The organism is Algoriphagus boseongensis, from assembly GCF_004362805.1.
GTDB lineage: Bacteria > Bacteroidota > Bacteroidia > Cytophagales > Cyclobacteriaceae > Algoriphagus > Algoriphagus boseongensis.
In genome coordinates this window covers 24,544-45,361 of record NZ_SNYF01000007.1, presented here as the reverse complement: position 1 = coordinate 45,361, position 20,818 = coordinate 24,544, and the positions used below count along the sequence as shown (strand labels likewise).

Here is a 20,818-nt window from a genome sequence, read left to right as displayed (position 1 = left end):
AAAAAAACATGCTCTCCTTCCGGTTTTTATGCTTTTGCAGCAGGATTTTTCTGCTTCTTTTTTCTCAACAAGCATTTTCTCAAGGTTCTTACATCCCCTACAACAGGGATTATTACCATAAAATCGAGCGCTATGAGATCCTTCAAAAGCGAAACAATCCCGAATTCAATACTGGGTTTAAGCCTTTCCGAAGAGATATCGTAGCCAAGTATCTGGATAGTCTGGCAGAGGATAATTCGGTCATCCGCTCCAAAGCTGACGAGTTTAACCTCGCTTATTTAAGTCAGGACAACTGGGAATTTTCATCCCAAGATTTACCGGAATCTAAAAAGCCATTCCTCAAATCGCTCTATCGACGGCCGGGTGATTTGGCCCATTATGAAGGGGATGAATTCGGGATTCACCTCAGCCCGGTGATTTACCTGAGTGGTGGAACCGAAACTGACAACGAAAGAAATCCTGCCCGATTAGCGAGAGGTCTTGTCATTAGAGGTTCAGTGGATAAAAAAGTCGGCTTTTATACTTACCTGACTACTTCAGAAGTGTATTTTCCTTCATGGGTGAAGGACTACGCTGAATACAATGGAGCCGTTCCGGGCGAGGGATTCTGGAAGGAATACAACACCGATGGCTACAACTATTTTTCCGCCTTGGGACATGTCTCTTTTCAAATAACCAAACACATCGAAATCCAGGTGGGACATGACCGAAACTTTGCCGGGGAAGGGTATCGCTCCTTCCAGATTTCGGACTTTTCCAATCCTTACATGTTTGTCAAGTTCAACACCAAGGTTTGGAAATTTCAGCTAACCAACCTCTGGACTCAAATGACCGCGGATGTTTTTTATAACCGCGGCAGACCCACCGATGGGCGTTATCCTCAAAAATATTTCGCATACAACAGACTGGGCATGAATGTGGGCAAAAGCATGAATTTCGGCTTTTTCTCCTCCATCATGACCGATAAAATCAACTTCAATTACTTCAACCCTTTCATTTTCCTCCGTTGGGTGGAGCAACAGCAGGGAACACCCGACAAGGTAATGTTGGGCTTGGATGGGAAATGGATTTTCACTCCGGGAATGGAACTTTACGGACAATTTGCCTTGGATGAGTTTGTCTTCAATGAGTTTTTCGGAATTGATGGAAAGGGATCCAAGCGGAATAAATACGGAGCCCAACTCGGCTACAAGTACATCAATGCCTTCGGTTTAAACAATCTGGATCTGCAGCTGGAATGGAATCAGGCTAGACCCTACACCTTTCAGGAAAAAGTGGACTACCAATCCTACACGAATTGGAGAACTCCCCTCACCCACCCAAGAGGGGCGAATTTCAGGGAGTTTGTCGGAATCCTGTGCTATCAGCCTTTACCTAGGCTCGATCTCAACCTAACTGGAATGTATCAACTCTTTGGTGCTGACGAAAGTCCGGAGGTCAATTGGGGTGGAGATCTTTTGAAAAATCGTCTGGAAGGAAGTCCAACAGGATTATTCGGGAATTATATAGGACAAGGTGTAGAAAATCAAGTCATCCAAACCAACCTGACCGCTTCCTATATGGTTAAGCATAATTTCTTTATTGATGCCTCCCATTACTTGAGAAGAAGAACTGCCCAAGATCTGAATGCTCCAGTAAGCAGTCATTACATCCAATTGGCCTTCCGATGGAATTTTATCCGACCGGATTTTAACTACTAAGGGCCTTTTGAAGAACGAAGCAAATCGCTAGAGGCAGGAGAGAAGAAAACCTCCTGCCGCAAATTTGCGTAACTTGCGGGTCGAAACCTTTTGGTGATTTAATGAAAACATACCTTCGGATCCTGTCTTATGCCCGCCCATTTAGCAGGTTTGCTCCGATTTATATTCTTTACGCCTTCTTATCCATTGTTTTTGGCTTGCTGAATTTCACCCTGCTCAAGCCTCTTTTCGATGTCATTTTTGAGCAGGTAGATCCTCAGTCTTTCGAGAAATTCCGGGAAATGCCTCCTTTTTCGCTGACCATTGAGTATTTCACCACACTATTTTACAATCGCTTTCTAAGCGTACAGGATGCCTATGGCAAAATGGGAACCCTCATTTTTGTCTGCATCATCATCGTGATTTCAGTCTTCCTTTCCAACCTTTTCACTTACCTCTCGGGGGTAGTTTTGGCCAAAGTCCGAGCGGTGGTGATCAAAGGCATGCGGATGGACATCTTCGAAAAAGTCAGCCGCCTCCACATTGGGTTTTTCTCCAATGAGCGCAAAGGCGACCTGATGTCCAAGATGACCAATGATGTGCAGGAGGTTGAAAATACCATTGTACAATCACTGAGGGTGGTCTTCAGAGAACCTGCTACCATCATTTTATACTTCGCTGTGCTGTTTTTCATGTCGGTGAAGCTGACCCTTTTCACCATTTTGATTATCCCGATTTCAGGGGCAATCATTGGGGGGATCACCAAACGTCTCAAGCGAAGAGCGGTTCAAAGTCAGGAATCTCTTGGCCGAATCGTCAATATTTTGGATGAAACGCTGGGGGGAATGCGAGTCGTAAAGGCCTTCAATGCCGAGCGATTTGTCCGGGGAAAATTCGATTCCGAAACGGAATACTACTCCAAGGTCAATGTGAGTATGGCCAGAAAAAATGAATTGGCCTCCCCTATTTCTCAATTCTTGGGCGTAACTGTGGTCGCTGGAATCCTAGTCTATGGAGGAAGTTTGGTTTTGAGTGGAGAGTCTAATTTGGGTGCATCCGATTTCATCACCTATATTATCATTTTCACTCAGGTCTTGAATCCTGCAAAGGAAATTTCCCGGGCCATGAGCAGCATACAGCGGGGAATCGCTTCGGCAGAGCGAATTTTCGAAGTCATTGATACCCCTTCAAAAATCTCCTCTCCTTCTTCTCCAAAGCCTCTTCACTCTTTTGAGAATAAGATTGAGTTCCAAAAAGTAAGTTTCGCCTACCAAGATAACCTGGTATTGCAGGACATTGATTTTTCTCTGGAAAAGGGAAAAACCATCGCTTTGGTAGGTCCCTCAGGTGGTGGGAAATCCACCTTGGCGGACTTGGTTCCAAGATTTTATGATCCGACTTCCGGAAAAATCCTTTTGGACGGAACCGATCTTCGGGATTTTTCTACTTCAGACTTAAGAAGTCTGATGGGAATTGTGACCCAAGAGTCCATTCTGTTCAACGATACGGTTTTCAACAATATCGCCTTTGGAATTGAGGGAGCAACCGAGGCTCAGGTAATGGAAGCAGCGAAAATCGCCAATGCTCATGGCTTTATTTCCCAACTGGAAAATGGCTACCAAACCAATATCGGCGACCGGGGAAGTAAGCTTTCCGGCGGGCAAAGGCAGCGATTGAGCATAGCCCGTGCCGTGTTGAAAAATCCCCCAATCCTTATCCTCGATGAAGCGACCTCAGCCCTTGATTCTGAATCCGAACTATTGGTTCAGGAAGCTTTGACCAAGTTGATGACTAACCGAACTACCTTGGTCATTGCGCATAGATTGAGTACGATTCAGCATGCAGATGAAATCTTGGTAGTAGAAAAAGGGAAGATCGTGCAGCGAGGTTCGCATGCCCAACTGATGGCGGTGGAAGGACTTTACCAAAAGCTTTCCAGTATTCAATCCGTTTAATAACTTAGTGATTAATTAGAATTCAGAACATGAAAAAAATAGCCTTTTACCTGCAAATAGCCCTGTTGATCTTCTTCCTCGTGTTTTTGATGTTCTTCATCTTCTTTGACACACTGGGATCGACCTTCGGAATGGATCCAATTTTGGCAGAGTCCATGGTCAAGGTATTTCTGACTGGAACGATTGTTTTCCTGGCAGCTTGGGGAGCTATGGGCATTCACCAAAGTGGACTGAATGACAAAATCAAAAAGATGGAATCGGAAATGAATGCGCTAAAGGCCAAGTTGTACGATTTAGAGCATCCCAAAACCAAACCTGGAACGAATCCAATTCCTCAAAAAAATCAGGAGGATAGCACCGGGCCGATTAGACCTCGGCAAAATTTCACCGATCAATAAAGATTTAATTTTCTCAATCGAGTATATTCAGGAAGCCAAACAGGTTTCCTTTTTTTATTTCAATTATGGTCGCAAAAACTTTTGGAAGCGCCGTCTCTGGAGTGGACGCCAACCTAATCACCATCGAAGTCAATGTGGGACAGGGCACCAGCTTTTTTATGGTAGGTCTCCCAGACTCCGCGGTCAAAGAATCCCAGCAGCGGGTAGAATCTGCCCTGAAATATTTCAACTACCGCATGCCCCGTCAAAAGGTCGTGATCAACCTGGCCCCTGCGGATATCCGAAAGGAAGGTTCGGCTTATGACTTGCCCATTGCCATCGGGATTTTGCAGGCCTCGGAGCAGGCGAGTTTTCCCGAATTGGAAAAGTATGTGATCATGGGCGAGCTTTCTCTGGATGGAAATCTCCGTCCCATAAAGGGAGTATTACCCATCGCAATCGAAGCTAGAAAAAGAGGCTTCAAGGGGTTTATTCTTCCCTTAGAAAATGCAAAGGAAGCCTCTATCGTCAATAATCTGGACATCATCGGGGTGGAAACCTTGGATCAGGCGGCCGATTTTCTTCAGGGAACATTGGAAATCGAACCTCTGGTCACCGATACTCGAGAGATCTTTTACCATTCCCTGGATGATAATGAGTTTGACTTTGCTGATGTGCAGGGTCAGGAAAATATCAAGCGCGCTATGGAAATCGCCGCTGCCGGAGGTCACAATGTCATCATGATCGGCCCACCCGGAGCAGGAAAAACCATGCTGGCAAAGCGCCTGCCTTCCATCTTGCCTCCACTTTCCTTACAGGAAGCTTTGGAGACGACGAAGATCCATTCGGTAGCGGGAAAACTGGGGAAAAACGGTTCCCTTCTCGCTCAGCGACCTTTTCGAAGTCCTCACCATACCATTTCTGACGTAGCCTTGGTAGGCGGAGGAGGAAATCCCCAACCCGGAGAAATTTCTTTGGCCCACAATGGGGTCTTGTTTCTGGACGAACTCCCAGAATTCAAGCGCACCGTTCTCGAAGTCATGCGCCAACCCTTGGAAGAGCGGAAAGTCACCATCTCCCGAGCCAAGGTTTCCGTGGACTATCCGGCCAACTTTATGTTGATCGCCAGTATGAATCCATGCCCTTGTGGGTACTACAACCATCCCGAAAAGGAATGTGTCTGCGGGCCGGGTATCGTGCAGCGCTACCTCAACAAAGTCAGTGGTCCCTTACTCGACCGGATCGATCTGCATGTGGAAGTGACTCCGGTGAAATTCGACGAGATGACCTCCACCCGCAAAAGCGAATCCAGCAAAGCCATTCGGGAGCGGGTGATCTTGGGCAGGGAACGGCAAAAGCAACGCTTCCAAAACAATCCCGAAGTCTACTGCAATGCGATGATGCCTTCCCACATGGTCAAGGAAGTCTGCCAAATTAACGAAGCCGGCAAAGCCCTACTCAAAACCGCCATGGAGCGTCTTGGATTATCTGCCCGAGCCTATGACCGCATCCTCAAAGTCGCCCGAACCATCGCCGATATCGCCGAAAGTGAAACCATCAAAGTGGAACACCTAGCCGAAGCAATTCAATATCGAAGCCTGGATAGAGAAGGATGGGCGGGGTGAGGAATTAGGAATGAAGAATTGGGAATTAAAGTGAAACCGAAAAACTACTTTTAGATTTATGGCTAACACGTATACTCAAATTCACATCCAAGTGATTTTCACTGTTCAAAATCGCAATTGCATCATTCAAGAAACTTGGAAAGAAGAGTTTTATAAATATATCTCTGGAATTATAAAAAACCACAATCATAAAGTCCTTGCGATAAATGGTATGCCAGACCATGTACATATTCTTATCGGGATGAGGCCAACTCAATCGCTGTCAGATTTGATACAAGATGTAAAAGGAGACAGCTCAAAATGGGTCAATCAAAAGAGGTTTACCAAAGGGAAATTTTCTTGGCAGGAAGGTTTTGGAGCTTTTAGCTACAGCAAATCCCATATCAAACAAGTTATTGATTATATCAAAAATCAGGAGGAGCATCACAAAAAATGGAGCTTTTTGGAAGAATACAAAACCCTGTTAGAAAAATTCGAAGTAGAATTTGACCAGCGATATATTTTTAGGGAAGTGGCGTATGGTAATGAGTGAGATTATTCAAGCAAGTGCCGTAAGGCACTGCAGGTGGGTAGAAAAGATTCAAGCCAAAAATATCCCGTCCCGGATGGGACGGAAGATGGATGGCCGCTTACCTTCTACCAATATTCTGTCCCTAAAGGGACTACTTATTCGAAAATGAAAAAGAGACTATGAAATTCGGGAAGACAATAAAAATTTTTCTAATAGATGGGGATCCAAATGGGCGAATGAGTGATTCTTATAGTAGCTAGTGCCGCTAGGCACTGCAGGTGGGTAGAAAAGTTTCAAACCAAAAATATCCCGTCCCGGATGGGACGGAAGAAAGAGGGCCGCTTACCTTCTACCAATATTCTGTCCCTAAAGGGACTACTTATTCGAAATTGTAAAATGAAAAAGAGACTATGAAATTCGGGAAGACAATAAAAATTTTTCTAATTGATGGAGATCCAAATGGGCGAATGAGTTGTGAACTTTCAAACTGGTCAGGAAAAGCCTATAAAATCCCAAGAATTAAAATCAAAGATTGTACAGATCGAGATGATCTCAGCAGCACCGGCGTTTACCTTCTATTTGGAAAAGATGAGGAGGGTAAAGATCAAGTTTATATAGGGGAAGCAGAATCGATTCTGAGGAGATTAAATCAGCAATTAACATCCAAGGACTTTTGGAATGAATCAATTGTATTTATCAGCAAAGATGAAAATCTTAACAAAGCCCATATAAAGTATTTGGAGAATAGACTCCATGAAATTGCAAAAAAAGTAAATCGATATAAGGTTGAAAATTCAATAATTCCAACCCAGTCCTCCATTTCAGAATCAGATAGAGCAGAAATGGAAGAGTTCATTGAATACATAAAAATGTTAGTCAATACTCTTGGTCATAAAGTGTTTGAAGAAAAAAGGGAAATCAAATCCAAACAAAAACAAGCAATCTTCTATGCCAAGGCGGCTCGAGGTGCTGATGGCCAGGGAGAACCAACTTCTGATGGATTTTTAGTATTTAAAGGTTCAAAAGCAGCAGGATCTACTGTTCCATCAATGACTACAAGTTTTGTAACACTAAGACAAAAATTGATCGATCAAGGAATTCTTTTAGATAAAGTGGATTATTTGGAATTTCAAGATGATTATATTTTTAGCAGCCCTTCCACAGCTTCCACCATCGTTTTAGGAAGGAATTCTAATGGTCTTTTAGATTGGAAAATGAAAGATGGGAATCCACTGAAGGACTTCGAATCTGATAACAAAACAAAATCTGAAAGTTGAAAAATGGCTAATCGCTGGGGCATTCCAAAAGAGGTTGAAGAATTAGTAAAAGCGAGGGATTTAAACTGTGTTTATTGTGGTGTTTCCTTTGAAAAATCGAATGGCTTAACCAAAACAAATCCTTCTTGGGAGCATATCATCAATGATATTCGGATTAATGGCCCGGAGAATATTGCTTTGTGTTGCCGCTCCTGCAATGCCAGTAAGGGCGCAAAAAAATTAGAAATCTGGCTGGAAAGTAACTTTTGTCAGAAAAAGGGAATTGGTAATTCTACTTTGGCTCCTGTGGTTCTGGATTATCTTAAAGGAAAATAAATCTCCCTTCTCCTAATCCCAGATTCCATCTACCTTTTTTTATTTCCCTAAGATTATTTACCTCCACACACACACCAGTACCCTTTTTACCCAGTTCTCTACCTTCGGAGCCTACTGATTTACCCTGATTTGGAACAGCTGTTCTGAATAAAGATAAATGGTTTGCTTGGGAGGGTACAGATTTAGCTTTTGTAGATACAGCTGTAGGCGATTAGAATACAGCAGTAGGCGAATAGGGTACAGGTGTAGCTTTTTTGGGTACAGGACTAGGATCAGAGGGTAGTCAGGTACCTTATTTGGGTACTCGACTAGCTTCTGAAGGTAGTCCAGTACCTTTTTAACCTACTCAATTGACCTAAGCGTAGATTGCATTTATGCTTCTTTTTTTCCGGGAATTGGAAATTCACCTAGCTCCAACTTATAGCCTACTCCATGCACATTGGTCAGCTTGATTGTTTTATCCTCTTTTAGGATCATGCGGAGTTTTGAAATAAATGTATCCAAACTGCGTCCAACAAAAACACCATGATCTTCCCAGACCCTTTTGGTAAGTTCATCTCGTGTAATAATTTGGTTTGGCTTGCTTGAAAAAATCTGTAACAGCTCACATTCCTTCTTGGAAAGGGGGATTTCCAAGCTGCCCTTCATGAGTTTATTTTGTGTTGGATAAAATTCAAACCTGCCAAGTGAAGTAGAATTTCGGTGAATTTCTCTCTCTTTCACAGGCTTCTTTCTTTTATAAGAAGGAATTGCAAAGAGTAGTAAAGAGGCTATAGCCGGGGCTAACAGAAGTGCTTTTTGACTCAAAAGAGAAGGTTCCATTTCAGTAAACTTCACCTGCAAAGTATATGCATTGTGAGACATTTCTCTGCTCAAACAAGGTATAAGACTGTTTTCTAGACCATTCTTTATCTCATAGCTGTATGCGATTTCTTGATCTGAGTTTTGAATTATTTCGACACGGTAATAATTAGGAAGCCCCGAAGCTTGAAAGCTTTCATCAATAACGGACACCAAGTGATCGGGAGTCAATGAAAGTTTATTTTGAAAAGAAAGTTGATACTTTGATTCGTCTAATTCAATAACTGGCAAAACCAATGAAGTTGAGTCTTTATTGGAGAGCAGTAGTTGGTTTCCCACAACCCTTAAAGCAACTTTAACTTGCCCCGAAAAGTCTTCAGCTCTTTCAATCTGGCTCGAGAAAATCCAAATGAAAAATGCTACAACCGTCAAAACGCTAATCGAATAAATCTTCCTTCTGCTCATCATAGTTTAAATAAGCTAAAAAATGTCTAATTCTTACGGTCTTTGACACTTATTTGACATTCATTTGACACCTCTTGATGCCTTTAGCCTTAGGTTTACAACTGCAGTCTAAAATTACTTCAAGGGCAAAATAATTCAGAATTGCCTTCTTTTTAAAAGTATTAAATACCCTGAAAAATTAGCAAGGATTAAGACCTATGGAAACAACAAGAAATATCATTCTTACCCTAGTCCTATTCCTCAACTCAATATTGAGTTTTGGACAAGAGCACGAAAAGGACAAGATGACTGAAGGATTACTTAGTGCAGATAGCACCTGGAGCAAAGAGTTGTTTCAATTCCCGATAAGTTTTGCTCCAGAAATCAAATTCCAAGGTAAAGAAGTAGCTCTTTTTCCAAAAGGATGGGGGAATTCAGAAAGTCAAGTGTTTTGGTCTTATGCCTTTGTATGGGAAATAGATGCCGAAGATCAACTAATCAAATCAACCCTAGAAGATAACTTGGAGCTTTATTTTGATGGGTTATTGAGTATTGAAACATGGCAAAAAAACGATCCTACTGTGCTAAAAACCAATGCCTTTTTTGAGGAAAAGAACAGGACTAAAAATACGTCCGCTTACCTAGGTAAAATCAAAATTTTCGAAAGCCGATATACAAAAAAGCCTTTAACCTTAAACGTCACCATCGAACAATACTTTTGCGAGCAACCCAAAAAGGCGATTATCTTATTTAAGTTCTCTCCCAAAGAATTTGATCATAAAACATGGGAGAAACTGAATGAGGTAAAAGTTCTGCATGGTGTATGTGAGAATTGATTAAAACAGAGGCCTAATTTATTCAACTAACCAATGACTCTAGATCAATTACGATGTTGTAGAACTCAAATCAAGAAACAATTTACTAAACCCAGAAAATGAAACTCATCTATACTTCTTTACTTTTAATCGTTGGTACTTTAGTTCATGCTCAGTCAAATAAATTACTGATTAATCCAGGTATTGTTTTGCTAAAGGACAGCATCGAGAGTGAAAAATTGACCACTGCACTAAACGATTTCCTGAATGCCGCCCAAAAACCTAATGATGAAAATAAGCTAGTTCTTGAGAGCCAAAAAGTAGAAACCTTTATTTTACTTGACGAGATAAATGGCATCCAGGAAAGCAAAGAATTCAATGATGCCTTTTTCTACAAACCCTATTTGACAAACGTGGTTGCTCTAGAAGCAAGCAACTTCTTGATACAAGTATCTTACATTGGAACTCATGAAAACAACGCATTTTTAAGGGCAAGTTTCGAATTGATTGCACATAAAAAAAATGACTCATTCGTATTTTCTTCACCGCTTTTAAGAAATACACAAAATTGGAAAGTTGAGAAGGTAGGAAACAATATTTTTCATTACAAAAACACGATCAACGAAACCAAAGTAAAGGAATTTGGAAAATTAGCTTTTGCTTTTGATTCAAAACTCAAATCCGAAAATAAACTGACAGATTTTTATTGCACCGACAATCTAATTGAATTGCAAAAACTGGTTGGTGTTCAGTATAAATCAGATTATAATGGTATCGTCCAAAGTGTCTGGAGTTCTACATTGGGTGATAGAAAGGTAGTCGTTTTCGGCAACCAAAACGCAACATTCAACAATTTTGATCCCCACGATTTATTTCATGACAGATTGAGCCTAGTGATTTCGAGGAGCAAACTCAACAGAGCCGTAGACGAAGGCTGTGCCTACCTTTATGGCGGCAGTTGGGGTATGACTTGGAACGAAATATTCCAGGCTTTTAAAGCACAAGTCGCGAGTAATAGAAATACTAATTGGGCCGAAATCAAAGAGACTCCAGTTTACTTTAAGACCAGTGGGTTTAACAATTCGGCCGACTATATAGTGAATGCCCTTTTGGTTCAAAAAATAGAAAAGGAAAAGGGGTTTGAGGGTGTTTGGGAATTACTGAATGTTGGACCAGCTGAAAAAGGAAATGAAAAATATTACCTCACCTTGGAAAACCTAACAGGGATTACGAAAGCAAATTATAACGAGGAAATATGGAAGTTAATTAACGATGAAAAATAAGACTCTTGCGCCTTAAGTACCGTCTTAAAAAAACATTATGAAATTCAATATCCATTTAGGGAGTATCTTTTTAATATGCATGACAACAGTGGCATGTCATACAAATGCAACAAAGCAAATTCCTCTCGCAGAGTTAGACACGACTTCTAATAAAAATGAAAAGCTGTCAATCGTTCAAGTATTTCGAGAGCAGGATCAATTGCCCATGAGGGAGCGAATTGAATTGTTCTACAAACTCAAAAAGGATAGTCCAGCGGCCTATGACTTTGAAAATGAAGAGGCCTTAAATTTTTATGCCTACCAATTGCTTTGGAATAATCAAGAACAGGAGGCCTTTTTGATCTTTAAATTGATCGTCACTGAATTCCCCAATTCATCCAATGCCCATGATAGTTTTGGTGAAATAAATCTTGCGATCGGAGACAAAGATCAAGCCTTGATCCATTACAAAAAATCACTTGAACTAAACCCCGATAACTTTAATGCCGAGGATCAAATCGCTATGCTACTTGACCCGAATCTAAAACCTGAAAATCCAAGGGATAAGTTTTCAAAAGTGTATCAACAAGCCGATTATCGAGCGGATCTAGATGAAATGGGGAAAAGAATAACAGCTACCCATCCCAATATTTTCAAATTCATTACCGAAAAAGACTTCTGGAATCTTATAGAAGCAAAGAAAAAACTAATTACACCAAGCACCACTTTCGCGGAATTTATTTGGCATTGTGATGAAATAATCGCCAGTGTGAACTGTTCCCATACCTCCGTAAGTGGATTTTATCAGGAATTGGATATGCTTCCTGTAGGCTTGAGTTTCCCATTGCAGACTCGCTGGATTAACGAGAAATTATTTGTCATAGATCCGCTCAACAATGCCAATAAAGTAAAAGTGAAAGCTGAAATAACCAGTATAAATGGCGTGCCGACTAAGGAACTTATTCAGGAAATCTATCAGCATTTACCCTCACAGGGATACATAGAAACTACCAAAAGGCATTTGTTCAATGTCTGGTCAACCTGTTTAATTCCATACGCGATGGATTTCCCGGACTCCTATGTCATCACGCTAAAAGGGAGTTCAAATCCAATAACATTGAACAAAGCAGAAGAAAAAAGAATCCTGTCTGAAGATCCATCGATTCATCACTGTGAAAAGAGTTTATGTTTGGAATTCCTGCAAAATAACCAAACGGCCGTGTTAACTATTAGCTCATTCAATTATTATAAAGTCAGGAATAGCTATGCGTATTTTAAGGATTTTATTGACAGCAGCTTTGTAGAAATCAATTCCAAAAAAAGTAAAAACCTAATTATAGATGTTCGAAATAATGGCGGAGGTTCGCAATCGGCCAGTATTCATTTGTTGAGGTATTTGGTTGAAAAGCCCTTTACCTATTATTCCAATGCTGATTTTGAGGGCAAAAAGGAAAAAATAGAAGGTGAGGAAAGTGTCAATCCTTATGAAAACAGGTTTGATGGAAATCTCTATTTTTTAATAGATGGGGTAGGCAATTCGACTACAGGCCATTTTATGTCCATCGTTAAGGTGCTTAAGCTTGGAACTATCATCGGAGAGGAATTAGGATCTAATCAATTTTGTTCCGCTGGGGGAAAAATATTCCGACTACCTCATACCAAGTTGGTCTATACTGTGGCCGATAACACGCACGAATCCATGGCAACCGATCTTCCTGATGAAATCGGAATTTTGCCGGATATTTACGTAACCCAGACTGTGGACGAATACTTAAACAGAATAGACGCCGTAAAAGCCCGCGCCTTAATGCTGATTGAAGAAAAATAGAATTTTAGCTAGAAGAGCATGATACTTCACCGAGTGTATGAAATCCTTGGTCGGTATTGGATAAATCAAGGGAAGTTTTTTGAGGATGAAATTCATTCCGAAAATCGACCAAAAAAAAGAAAATGCCCCCACCTAAGCGTAGATGAAACCTACGCTTTTTTATTTCAGGGGATTTGAAATTCCATTACTTGAAAAACCTTCAGAAAAGAACACAATTGGAGGAGGCACCTTTTCTACCCAAAAAATCCTAACTTATTCCAACGACAAACCTTTCTTACCTGAGAAAAATTGTTCTTTTCGACCTAATGCCATTTCTACAATTGATCCCAAGTTTAGACAGCAATTACTAAATATGAACGCACCAGATTGGTATAAGGACGGAAAAACAACCCTAATTCAGGGACAAAACGTTTTTTACAAGCGTTCAGGAAAAGGCAAGACGCTGGTTTGCATTCATGGATTCCCTTCTTCTTCCTGGGACTTTGAGGCGATTTGGCCTTCCTTAACGCAACGATTTGAGGTCATTGCTCCTGATTTGATTGGATTGGGAAGGTCTGCAAAACCCAAGCAGTCTTTGACCATTAGTTTACAGGCAGATATCATCGAAGGATTACTGACTAAGCTTGGAATCAGGGAGGCTCATCTCTTAGCCCATGACTTGGGAGATACGGTGGCTCAGGAACTTTTAGCCCGTCAATTTGAAAAGTCATCCACCATTAACTGGCTTTCCTGTGTTTTTTTGAATGGAGGAATTTTCCCGGAAACCCACCGACCTCTTTTGATCCAGAAGTTATTGCTCTCTCCTCTCGGACCGCTACTGGTTAACTTCATGTCAGAAAAGTCCATGAAAAAAAGTTTTACCAAAATATTCAGCAAAGCCCATCCTCCAACAGATGAGTTTGTCCATGAAACCTGGATGCTGACTATAGAAAACAAGGGTTTAACCATGATCCCGAAACTAATTCGCTATATGGTGGAGCGCAGGACTAATCGGGAACGTTGGGTTAGGCCTCTGGAAAATGCGGTAGTTCCGATCCGACTGGTCAACGGAATTGAAGACCCTATTTCCGGGAAACATGCCGCAGATCGTTTTGCCGAAGTGATTCCCAATGCAGACATTGTCCTTCTCGAAAATTCCGGACATTATCCCCATCTAGAAACTCCAAAAGAAGTTTTACAGGCTTTTTTTGAATTTCATGATGCGTTAGAAAAATAGCTTCTACCCATGCGCTCTACCCACTTCGAAAATTCGGAAGACAGCCATTTTGCACCTCTGTGAAAATCCAAACGATGATAACAATCATTTCAAAAGCTGGATGGATGAAAAAAATTGTTTTTCTAGTACTCTATGTTTTTTTATTCTTCACTCAGCCCGTTGCCTTTGGGCAGATCCACAGCACTGAGTCAAAACCCAAGTGGAACCACGATCTCGAAGGCTGGCTATACCTCATGCCTGATCAGGTAATATTTTCCCCTATTTATGGGCTAGATCGGGATTGGCTTCATCTGGAGGCTCGCTACAATTACGAAGATTTGAATACTTTCTCCGCTTGGTTTGGCTACAATTTGAGCGGAGGCAAAAACTTGGAATACACTTTTACTCCGATGCTTGGAGGCCTGGTTGGCAATCTCAATGGGCTTTCTCCCGGATTGGAAATCAATCTCGATTTCCATCGATTCAATTTCAACTCAAGTTCCCAATATGTTTTCGATTTCAAGGATCGAACTAGTGACTTTTACTACAATTGGACCGACCTATCCTATGCTCCACTGGATTGGATGTCGTTTGGGTTGAGTATTCAAAGGACCCGGCTTTACCGGAGCTCCCTGGATCCTCAATTTGGAGCCATGCTTGATTTCACCTACAGGTGGTTCGAATTGTCCAGCTATTGGTACAATCCCTTCCGAAAGGATCCTTATTTTGTGATCGCTCTTTACCTTTCATTTCCTGAAAATTGATTCAAGTCCATCCATGGACCAGTGAAGCACTTCTAATTAAATCAACGTCTAATCGCCGAAGGGAAAGGTTTTTACCTAAACGGCGAGCCATTTTTCTTACCTGACCCATACTCTTTCCCCTTTCTCCCAAAAAATCCCTATCTTCTTGCACCACCAATTCTTACCCCATGAGTCGTAGATCTTTTTTAAAGAAAACAGCCCTTACCGGTTTGGGATTATCAGCCTTTGGATGGCTGGAGACCCAGGCACTTTCTTATTTCCAAAGCCTGCCCAAAGTCAATAAAAAACGAATTGAAGACCGGATAATGGCTTTGGCCAAATTTGGTCAGGATGAAAAAGGCCATGGCTACCGGGTAGCCTATACCCAGGGGGATATTGAGGGAAGGAAATGGTTTATGGACTTGATGTCCAAAGCAGGTTTGAATCCAAAAATCGACGCAGGTGGAAATATCATCGGAAGACGGGAAGGGAAAAATCCTGCCTTAAAACCAATCGGTTTTGGTTCGCATATCGACATGGTTCCAGATGGGGGAAATTACGACGGAACCTTGGGAAGTTTGGCAGCCTTGGAAGTGATCGAAATCCTGAATGAAAATAAGATCTCAACCGAGCATCCTTTGGAGGTCGTCATTTTTGCCAATGAAGAAGGAGGCCTGATTGGTAGTAAAGCCATGGTAGGCAAACTCACCCAAGACGGGTTAAAACAGATCAGTCAAAGCGGCCTGGTAATGGCTGAGGGAATTAGCCGAATAGGCGGAAAACCGGAAGATATCGGAACCGCTGAGCGAAAAAAGGGAGCCTTCCATGCCTGGCTGGAATTGCATATCGAACAGGGAGGGATTCTGGATGCAGAAGGCCTGCAAATCGGCGTAGTAGAAGGAATTGTGGGGATTCTAGATGTGGAAGTGACGGTGGAGGGCTTCGCCAATCATGCAGGAACCACCCCAATGAAACTCAGAAAAGACGCCATGCTTGCCGCTTCCAAACTGACTGTGGCAGTAAATGAAATCATAAACAGTTTCCCTGGAAGCCAAGTTGGAACAGTGGGAAAAATCGAAGCTTTTCCCGGAGCTTACAATGTGGTCCCCGGCAAGGTGATCATGGGCTTGGAGATTCGGGATTTGTCTTTTGAAAAAATCGAAATGCTGCTTGGGGAAATTCAAAATAAGGCCCAGGAAATAGCAACCGAAACCCAGACCAGCATTATGTTCAGAAGAGAGCCAAGTTTTAATCTTCCTGCTTTGACCGATGCTTCAGTCCAAATGAAAATTCAGGAATCCGCAATGGCCTTGGGACTGAAAACCAAACATATGCAAAGCGGAGCCGGACACGATACCCAGCAAATTTCCCTGCTAGCTCCAGTGGGAATGATTTTCGTCCCAAGTGTTGGAGGAATTAGCCATTCACCCAATGAATTCACCAAGGCTGAAGACATGGAAAATGGAGCCAATGTGCTTTTACATACCATCCTGAGTTTAGACAAAGGATAAACCTCAAGTCATTAAGATCCGAAACAATTTGTTTCCAATTCGATTAATTCTAAAAAGCATTGACCCATGAAAAAACTGATATACCTCCTTTTGCTTATTCCTAGCCTTTCTTTTGCCCAGGACCGAATCCCTGCCAAAGGAAATGATGTAGTCATCACACCAATTTTCCACGGAACTCTAGTGGTAGACTATGGAGACCTGACCGTTTATGTGGATCCTTATGGCGGAGCTGCAAGATTTGCTTCGCAAAAACCTGCCGATCTGGTATTGATTACAGACATACACGGAGATCACCACAATCAGGAGACTTTGGATGGATTGGATTTAAGCCAGACCACCATCATTGCTCCAAAGGAAGTGGCTGAAAAACTTCCAGCGGGAAAATATAAGGCTATTGAAATCCTGGGAAATGGACAGACTACCACCTTTATGGGTGCAAAAATCAAAGCTATTCCAATGTACAATCTTCCGGAAACTGAAGATAGCCGACATCCAAAAGGAAGAGGAAATGGCTATGTGGTAGAAATGGGCGGAAAGAGTTTCTATTTCTCAGGAGACACCGAAGACATTCCTGAAATGAGAGCATTGAAAAATATCGATGTCGCCTTTGTGTGTATGAATTTGCCTTTTACCATGACCGAGGAGCAGGCTGCCAGTGCAGTATCAGAATTCAAACCTGGGATTGTTTATCCTTACCATTTCAGAGGTTCTCAAGGCTTTAGTGATGTGGAAAAATTCAAAACCTTGGTCAATCAGTCCGCACCAAAAGTGGATGTGAGATTGAGAAACTGGTATGCAGAAAATTAAATGCTAAAATTCGAAGACATCCCCCTCTGCGCACATAATCACTTCAAAGTCCAAATCCTGATTTCTCAAAGAAGTATCTAAAAGGTGATTTATCTGCTCATCTGAACGAGTAGGCTCATGATGGAAAAGGGCAAGTTTTTTCACCTTGCACATCTTTGCGAATCCAATTGTATCTCTGACGGAGCTATGTCCCCATCCTATTTTGGTTGAATACTCCTTGGAGTTGTAGGCAGCATCATGAAGTAGCAAATCCGCAGCTTTTGCAATTTCATATCCACTGGTCCATTCTGGATCATGGGGAAAATTTGAAGAACCCAAACCCAATTCGTGATCGGGAATATAGGCCACGGTGGATTTCCCATCAGTGATCCGGTAACCCAAAGTCGCCCCTGGATGACATAGGTAATCGGTGTAAATCGTCAACCCTCCAAGAGAAAAGGTGTTTTGACTCAATTCATGGATAACCGGATGATGCGGCAATTCACTGAAAGTAACCGGAAAAAGTGGCGGAGAGAAATATCTTCTCAAGTTTCCTAACAAGGATTCTTTTCCAGAATCCGGTCCCCAAATATGGACTTTGACTTCAGGATCATATAGAGGAAGGAAAAATCCCAATCCCATCATATGATCAATATGGAGATGGGTAAGCAGGATGTGAATTTCTTTTACGTTGGGGTTCATGTATTTCCCCAAACGTTGGATTCCTGAGCCAGCATCTAATACAATAAAGGTATCCCCATGGGTAATTTGAACACAGGAAGTATTGCCACCATAGATCACATTTTCTGGACCTGGTGCCGGTAAAGAACCTCTGCAACCCCAGATTTTGACTTTCATATTGATGCCGTTTTCCAAAACATAGCCATAGCCCCAGAATAACGATTAGCCCGCCCGATTACTGGAACTGAGGTTACGGAGATAAAATACCGCTCTCCTTTCATGTTGTCGATGTAAAAGGATCCTGAAGCGGGAATTCTGGTAGTCAAGGTTTTCACAAGAGGTAAACCCTCAGGTGGAAGGGGATTGCCATCCACATCAACAGGTTTGAAGATAGTTGCCCATTCCTCTAAGCGCATTCCTCCTGTTTCATTAAACCTCAATCCAAATATTTCCTCGGCTGGTTCATTATAAAACAAAAGATTTCCCTCTGTATCGACAAGGAATACAGGCATGTTAAGGCTGTCACCAAATTGCCTTGCAAGAATTAACTCAAGAGGTTGAGCTGGCATAGGATTAAAAGTTTTTTGGATTTAAGCTAAGAATCAAGTTAAATAATTTTATTTCATCATTCTTGATTTTCAGTTAAAAAAACTACTGGGCGACAAAAAGTCTCTCTTTTCTTTTTTAACCCATTGCAAATCTTGAGAGATTAAAAGTTAACATAGTTTTTGTCACTAAAAATAGAGGGATGGGATTTTTTGCAAATTCTATTTTACACATTAGGATTTTCTGAGAAGGTGAAAAAAAAATCCTGCTCAACTTCAGGAAACAATAAGTGAAAAAAAATGAAAGCATTCGCACTATTTTTCCTCCTAATTATCTGCACAGGGATCATAAATCCCTTGTTTGCCCAAGAAAACCCCAATAAAATTCTTGCCGAAGAATTACTAGCTCAAAGTGAAAAACAGAAAAAGACGGGATGGACATTCATAGGGGTAGGCGCTGCTACAACAGGCCTGGGAACTCTCCTAATGATTAATTCTGATGATTGGGGAAGCACGGGATTTGGTACTGGGGTGGTACTCTTTGTTGGAGGAGGGGCAATGATGGTGATTGGTATACCCATATTAATAGGCTCTACATCCAAAGCTAGGAAAGCCGCCAAATTAAGTTTGGGGACAGAAATTGTAAAGGCAATTCACCCAAACATGAATTTGTCCAGCAAATCAATTCCCACAGTCACCTTTTCTATTCCACTAAACCATTGAAAAATGAAAACTCTATTAATGATGGCCCTTTTCATTGGGATTCCTTTCTTGTTGAAAGCCCAAACTACCAATCCAATGATCACTTCTGCCGATCTCATGAAAAAAAGTGATAGCCAATTCACAGGAGGAATCATCTTTTTAAGCGGTGGTAGTTTACTTGTAATTGCTGATGCCCTTCACCAAAGTACTGGTCCTGGTGATGGCACAATGAGTCTAATTGGTGCGGCAATGTTAATTATTGGGGTTCCCCTAGTTGTAGCCTCAGGTAATAATGCCCGTTTAGCAGCTAAACTTTCCTTAAAAAATCAGACCCTTAATCATCCTTCAATCTTTCCAGGTCAACCCCGGAATATCCCTTCCCTAAGCCTGAAAATCCCACTTTAGGATTTTCAGGCATATCGCGGATTTATTTTTTCAGCTTTTCAAAAAGCCAATTATCAGCCTTGATTCCTTGTTCTGGGTAGGTCCAATGCCCGGTCTCAGGAATTACGAAAACCTCCTTCGGAGCTTTGATTTGGTTGTAGGCGGAATAGAATGAAGTGGGTGGACAGGTGTCGTCATTGTATCCCCAAGAATAAAAACCAGGAGTCTTTAGTATTCTTGCAAAATTCACCACATCGTAATAGCTGATCGTCTCGATACCCTTTGGAGTGGCATAATACTGTTGATTTGCGGGTGAGAAAATATGAGGCCATCCACCAGCTCTTCCATTTAAATATCCTGTCATATCGCTCAATGCTGGGTAATAGGAAACCAGATATTTGATTCTGGAATCCAGAGCTGCGGTGATAATGGACAAGGCTCCACCTTGACTTCCCCCTTGGACGGCGAGATTCTCCCCATCATATTGAGGAAGTGAAACCAAAAAGTCCACAGCTCGAATGCAGCCCAAATAAACTCGTTTGTAATAATAGATATCCTTGTCCTGCACATTGAAATTCCAATACCCATTCAGAGCCCCGCTTGCCAAATTGGAATAAACTTCAGGCGCCATATCTATCGGAATTCCATGAATCCCAATTTGAAGAACAATGGCTCCTCGGGCAGCCTTCGCAAGATCTCCAGTATAAGGTCTGATTCCAGCGCCAGGAACCTGAAGAATTGCAGGAAACTTTCCTGCCCCTTTTGGCACAGTTAACACTCCATAGATTCTGCTGTTTTTTACATTTTGAAAATTGACATGGTAAACATCCACTGTTTCTGTGCTTCTCTCAAGGATATGGATCATTTTGGGATCCATGGGAATCTTTGCTAATTCTTCCTTTCCTGCATTCCAAAAAGCCTCAAAATCCGCAGGCATGGCTACAGTGGGCTGAATTTTTTCTGCTTCAAAAGCTGCTGTTCCCAAACCTCGATATTCCTTCCCATCGATAGTAGCAAAGACTTCACAGCGCAGGAATCCGGGAGTTTTCATTCCTGGAGCTGAAATAGTCGCCATTCCATTTTTCAATTCCAAAGGCCCTTCCTGCAAGGGATCCATTTTCTCCTCCTTCACAAAGTATCGGACATTTTCTACTGGAACAGGCCGGCCGGATTGCGTCACAGATACAATGAATTCCACTTTCTCACCCAAACTGTAATTCCAGTCCACCTTACTCGGGGAAACCGAGATGTCTAAATATTGCTTGGCAATCTGGGAGAATCCTTCTGGAGAAAGAAGAATGAAAAAGAGAAAGACAATTCCATAAAGGAATTTCTTACTTGCCTGGAAATGAGAATTGGTCATATGGGTTGTATTTTTTGGT

20 protein-coding genes are annotated in these 20,818 nt (G+C 41.8%); 16 read left to right on the top strand and 4 right to left on the bottom strand.

Annotated features, from left to right (window positions below; genetic code table 11):
• Positions 1–8 precede the first annotated feature (8 nt).
• The 7 genes from DFQ04_RS11650 (at position 9) to DFQ04_RS11620 (ending at position 7,739) form a co-directional block, all read left to right on the top strand.
• Positions 9–1,700 carry a hypothetical protein gene (locus DFQ04_RS11650; protein ID WP_133556037.1) on the top strand — a complete coding sequence of 564 codons (1,692 nt, stop codon included), beginning with the start codon at positions 9–11 and terminating at the stop codon, positions 1,698–1,700.
• Positions 1,701–1,801: 101 nt separating this feature from the next.
• On the top strand, positions 1,802–3,634 hold the full coding sequence (locus DFQ04_RS11645; RefSeq protein ID WP_133556035.1) for an ABC transporter ATP-binding protein: 1,833 nt from the start codon (positions 1,802–1,804) through the stop codon (positions 3,632–3,634).
• 29 nt (positions 3,635–3,663) lie between these two features.
• Positions 3,664–4,032, top strand: a complete 369-nt coding sequence (locus tag DFQ04_RS11640; protein WP_133556033.1) for a hypothetical protein — start codon at positions 3,664–3,666, stop codon at positions 4,030–4,032.
• Positions 4,033–4,097: 65 nt separating this feature from the next.
• On the top strand, positions 4,098–5,636 hold the full coding sequence (locus tag DFQ04_RS11635) for a YifB family Mg chelatase-like AAA ATPase (RefSeq protein WP_133556031.1): 1,539 nt from the start codon (positions 4,098–4,100) through the stop codon (positions 5,634–5,636).
• A gap of 58 nt (positions 5,637–5,694) precedes the next feature.
• A complete protein-coding gene (gene tnpA / locus DFQ04_RS11630; RefSeq protein ID WP_133556029.1) occupies positions 5,695–6,168 on the top strand; it encodes an IS200/IS605 family transposase in 474 nt (157 codons plus the stop codon).
• Between the two features lie 389 nt (positions 6,169–6,557).
• Positions 6,558–7,424 carry a GIY-YIG nuclease family protein gene (locus DFQ04_RS11625; RefSeq protein WP_133556027.1) on the top strand — a complete coding sequence of 289 codons (867 nt, stop codon included), beginning with the start codon at positions 6,558–6,560 and terminating at the stop codon, positions 7,422–7,424.
• 3 nt (positions 7,425–7,427) lie between these two features.
• On the top strand, positions 7,428–7,739 hold the full coding sequence (locus DFQ04_RS11620; RefSeq protein ID WP_133556025.1) for an HNH endonuclease: 312 nt from the start codon (positions 7,428–7,430) through the stop codon (positions 7,737–7,739).
• Between the two features lie 372 nt (positions 7,740–8,111).
• Here DFQ04_RS11620 and DFQ04_RS11615 read toward each other — a convergent pair whose 3' ends face one another.
• Positions 8,112–9,008, bottom strand: a complete 897-nt coding sequence (locus DFQ04_RS11615; protein WP_133556022.1) for a winged helix-turn-helix domain-containing protein — start codon at positions 9,006–9,008, stop codon at positions 8,112–8,114.
• A 194-nt stretch (positions 9,009–9,202) separates the two neighbouring features.
• Here DFQ04_RS11615 and DFQ04_RS11610 point away from each other — a divergent pair, with 194 nt between their 5' ends.
• The 7 genes from DFQ04_RS11610 (at position 9,203) to DFQ04_RS11580 (ending at position 17,145) form a co-directional block, all read left to right on the top strand.
• Positions 9,203–9,820 carry a hypothetical protein gene (locus DFQ04_RS11610; RefSeq protein ID WP_133556020.1) on the top strand — a complete coding sequence of 206 codons (618 nt, stop codon included), beginning with the start codon at positions 9,203–9,205 and terminating at the stop codon, positions 9,818–9,820.
• 98 nt (positions 9,821–9,918) lie between these two features.
• Positions 9,919–11,082: a hypothetical protein gene (locus DFQ04_RS11605; protein WP_133556018.1), complete on the top strand. Its 1,164-nt coding sequence runs from the start codon at positions 9,919–9,921 to the stop codon at positions 11,080–11,082.
• Positions 11,083–11,119: 37 nt separating this feature from the next.
• Positions 11,120–12,889, top strand: a complete 1,770-nt coding sequence (locus tag DFQ04_RS11600; protein WP_133556016.1) for a S41 family peptidase — start codon at positions 11,120–11,122, stop codon at positions 12,887–12,889.
• A 142-nt stretch (positions 12,890–13,031) separates the two neighbouring features.
• The gene (locus DFQ04_RS11595) at positions 13,032–14,105 is read left to right on the top strand and encodes an alpha/beta fold hydrolase (protein WP_208110532.1); all 1,074 of its coding nucleotides are present in this window, start codon (positions 13,032–13,034) and stop codon (positions 14,103–14,105) included.
• A 104-nt stretch (positions 14,106–14,209) separates the two neighbouring features.
• Entirely contained in the window at positions 14,210–14,848 is a 639-nt protein-coding gene (locus tag DFQ04_RS11590) for a hypothetical protein (protein ID WP_133556014.1), read from the top strand.
• A gap of 167 nt (positions 14,849–15,015) precedes the next feature.
• Positions 15,016–16,338 (top strand): Zn-dependent hydrolase, encoded by a 1,323-nt coding sequence (locus tag DFQ04_RS11585; RefSeq protein WP_133556012.1) that lies wholly within the window; start codon positions 15,016–15,018, stop codon positions 16,336–16,338.
• A 66-nt stretch (positions 16,339–16,404) separates the two neighbouring features.
• A complete protein-coding gene (locus DFQ04_RS11580; protein WP_133556010.1) occupies positions 16,405–17,145 on the top strand; it encodes an MBL fold metallo-hydrolase in 741 nt (246 codons plus the stop codon).
• Positions 17,146–17,148: 3 nt separating this feature from the next.
• Here DFQ04_RS11580 and DFQ04_RS11575 read toward each other — a convergent pair whose 3' ends face one another.
• A complete protein-coding gene (locus DFQ04_RS11575) occupies positions 17,149–17,982 on the bottom strand; it encodes an MBL fold metallo-hydrolase (protein WP_133556008.1) in 834 nt (277 codons plus the stop codon).
• On the bottom strand, positions 17,979–18,374 hold the full coding sequence (locus DFQ04_RS11570; RefSeq protein ID WP_133556006.1) for a PAS domain-containing protein: 396 nt from the start codon (positions 18,372–18,374) through the stop codon (positions 17,979–17,981). The genes DFQ04_RS11575 and DFQ04_RS11570 overlap by 4 nt, the downstream gene beginning before the upstream one ends.
• A gap of 276 nt (positions 18,375–18,650) precedes the next feature.
• On the opposite strand from DFQ04_RS11570, the gene DFQ04_RS11565 reads away from it, so the two are divergent.
• Complete coding sequence (locus DFQ04_RS11565; RefSeq protein ID WP_133556004.1) at positions 18,651–19,073, top strand: hypothetical protein; 423 nt, start codon at positions 18,651–18,653, stop codon at positions 19,071–19,073.
• Between the two features lie 3 nt (positions 19,074–19,076).
• Positions 19,077–19,457: a hypothetical protein gene (locus DFQ04_RS11560; RefSeq protein ID WP_133556002.1), complete on the top strand. Its 381-nt coding sequence runs from the start codon at positions 19,077–19,079 to the stop codon at positions 19,455–19,457.
• Between the two features lie 22 nt (positions 19,458–19,479).
• Here DFQ04_RS11560 and DFQ04_RS11555 read toward each other — a convergent pair whose 3' ends face one another.
• Positions 19,480–20,799, bottom strand: a complete 1,320-nt coding sequence (locus DFQ04_RS11555) for an acetylxylan esterase (protein ID WP_133556000.1) — start codon at positions 20,797–20,799, stop codon at positions 19,480–19,482.
• Positions 20,800–20,818: the final 19 nt, after the last annotated feature.

Coding starts and splice junctions, on each gene's coding strand:
- DFQ04_RS11650 (WP_133556037.1), top strand. CDS start 9: ATGCTCTCCTTCCGGTTTTTATGCTTTTGCAGCAGGATTTTTCTGCTT.
- DFQ04_RS11645 (WP_133556035.1), top strand. CDS start 1,802: ATGAAAACATACCTTCGGATCCTGTCTTATGCCCGCCCATTTAGCAGG.
- DFQ04_RS11640 (WP_133556033.1), top strand. CDS start 3,664: ATGAAAAAAATAGCCTTTTACCTGCAAATAGCCCTGTTGATCTTCTTC.
- DFQ04_RS11635 (WP_133556031.1), top strand. CDS start 4,098: ATGGTCGCAAAAACTTTTGGAAGCGCCGTCTCTGGAGTGGACGCCAAC.
- tnpA (WP_133556029.1), top strand. CDS start 5,695: ATGGCTAACACGTATACTCAAATTCACATCCAAGTGATTTTCACTGTT.
- DFQ04_RS11625 (WP_133556027.1), top strand. CDS start 6,558: ATGAAATTCGGGAAGACAATAAAAATTTTTCTAATTGATGGAGATCCA.
- DFQ04_RS11620 (WP_133556025.1), top strand. CDS start 7,428: ATGGCTAATCGCTGGGGCATTCCAAAAGAGGTTGAAGAATTAGTAAAA.
- DFQ04_RS11615 (WP_133556022.1), bottom strand. CDS start 9,008: ATGATGAGCAGAAGGAAGATTTATTCGATTAGCGTTTTGACGGTTGTA.
- DFQ04_RS11610 (WP_133556020.1), top strand. CDS start 9,203: ATGGAAACAACAAGAAATATCATTCTTACCCTAGTCCTATTCCTCAAC.
- DFQ04_RS11605 (WP_133556018.1), top strand. CDS start 9,919: ATGAAACTCATCTATACTTCTTTACTTTTAATCGTTGGTACTTTAGTT.
- DFQ04_RS11600 (WP_133556016.1), top strand. CDS start 11,120: ATGAAATTCAATATCCATTTAGGGAGTATCTTTTTAATATGCATGACA.
- DFQ04_RS11595 (WP_208110532.1), top strand. CDS start 13,032: ATGAAACCTACGCTTTTTTATTTCAGGGGATTTGAAATTCCATTACTT.
- DFQ04_RS11590 (WP_133556014.1), top strand. CDS start 14,210: ATGAAAAAAATTGTTTTTCTAGTACTCTATGTTTTTTTATTCTTCACT.
- DFQ04_RS11585 (WP_133556012.1), top strand. CDS start 15,016: ATGAGTCGTAGATCTTTTTTAAAGAAAACAGCCCTTACCGGTTTGGGA.
- DFQ04_RS11580 (WP_133556010.1), top strand. CDS start 16,405: ATGAAAAAACTGATATACCTCCTTTTGCTTATTCCTAGCCTTTCTTTT.
- DFQ04_RS11575 (WP_133556008.1), bottom strand. CDS start 17,982: ATGAAAGTCAAAATCTGGGGTTGCAGAGGTTCTTTACCGGCACCAGGT.
- DFQ04_RS11570 (WP_133556006.1), bottom strand. CDS start 18,374: ATGCCAGCTCAACCTCTTGAGTTAATTCTTGCAAGGCAATTTGGTGAC.
- DFQ04_RS11565 (WP_133556004.1), top strand. CDS start 18,651: ATGAAAGCATTCGCACTATTTTTCCTCCTAATTATCTGCACAGGGATC.
- DFQ04_RS11560 (WP_133556002.1), top strand. CDS start 19,077: ATGAAAACTCTATTAATGATGGCCCTTTTCATTGGGATTCCTTTCTTG.
- DFQ04_RS11555 (WP_133556000.1), bottom strand. CDS start 20,799: ATGACCAATTCTCATTTCCAGGCAAGTAAGAAATTCCTTTATGGAATT.